Below are 277 nucleotides of genomic sequence, written 5' to 3' on the forward strand. Positions count from 1 at the left end.
CAAGTTATCAGAACCATGCCGGCTTCCGTGGCGACTCGCTTTGTTCCCGGTTTATCGTCAGGTGCAAAACACTTTGGCCGGCTACTGGCCGGGAAAGCCGCTACCCGACTCATTGCCATCGCCAATTTTATCGGTGCAATTACGTCAGGGTATGATGCGTACAATGCAGCAAGGGCTGGTAACCATGGTGCGGCGGTCGGGCACGCAGCCATCAGTCTCGGGTCTGCGCTTCTTTTCGTAGGGGCCACAAAAGCACTGTTTGCCGGTGCAGGGGCAG

At 57.0% G+C, this 277-nt stretch carries 1 protein-coding gene; it reads left to right on the forward strand.

The genetic code is table 11. The features are described 5' to 3' along the window. A partial coding sequence (locus LRP50_RS25645; protein ID WP_274167205.1) for a hypothetical protein occupies nt 1-277 on the forward strand: 277 nt, incomplete at both ends.

This window comes from Enterovibrio gelatinilyticus, assembly GCF_028683095.1.
Taxonomy (GTDB): Bacteria; Pseudomonadota; Gammaproteobacteria; order Enterobacterales; family Vibrionaceae; genus Enterovibrio; species Enterovibrio gelatinilyticus.